General features: G+C 48.2%; 2 protein-coding genes. Both read left to right on the top strand.

Translation table 11 applies throughout. The annotated features are described in order from the left end of the window. A partial coding sequence (locus N1032_RS26850; RefSeq protein ID WP_259543728.1) for a hypothetical protein occupies positions 1-327 on the top strand: 327 nt, incomplete at its 5' end. 3 nt (positions 328-330) lie between these two features. Beyond that, the coding region (locus N1032_RS26845) for an HD domain-containing protein (RefSeq protein ID WP_259543726.1) at positions 331-571 on the top strand (241 nt) is incomplete at its 3' end.

Raw genomic sequence — 571 nt, 5'->3', positions numbered from 1 at the left:
ATCAAATCAGCCAGCGGCATCATCGCAGAAATGCGTGTAGCAGCGCCGCTGTTCGAGGCTGAGATCCGTCCTCTCAAAGCAGAGGTACGGGAACTGACACGTGCTCCAGCCACTCCCGAAAACTGCAAAGCAATTTCTAAAAAGGCTAAACGCCTTAATGTGCTTCGCGGTCTTATCACCCAGGTTCAGACTGATCTGACCAACTTCCGTAAAGCGATTCGTACTGACCGTGACAACCTCAAGGTCGTACTGGAAGGTCTGCGAGAATTCTATACCCAAAACCCCGACGCCGATCCTGCAAAACTGGCCGAATGCCAGAAGGATTAAACCATGACGTTTGTAGAAGAAGCTGAAAGGCTAGCTCTACAGCGACATCATGGACAGAAGTACCTTGACCAAACTTACATGGATGGTCACATTTATCCGGTAGCTCTGCAAGCTGAGTTAATAGCTCGTGGAGCTAAGTTGTCGAGTACAGAAATTGAATGTATTCTGGCAATTGCGTACTGTCATGATCTCATTGAGGACACGACTACCACGATAGATGAAATCCGTGATTTGGATCGAGTAC

The organism is Herbiconiux daphne, from assembly GCF_024979295.1.
GTDB classification, from domain to species: Bacteria; Actinomycetota; Actinomycetes; order Actinomycetales; family Microbacteriaceae; genus Herbiconiux; species Herbiconiux daphnes.
This window is presented reverse-complemented; position numbering and strand designations above follow the sequence as displayed.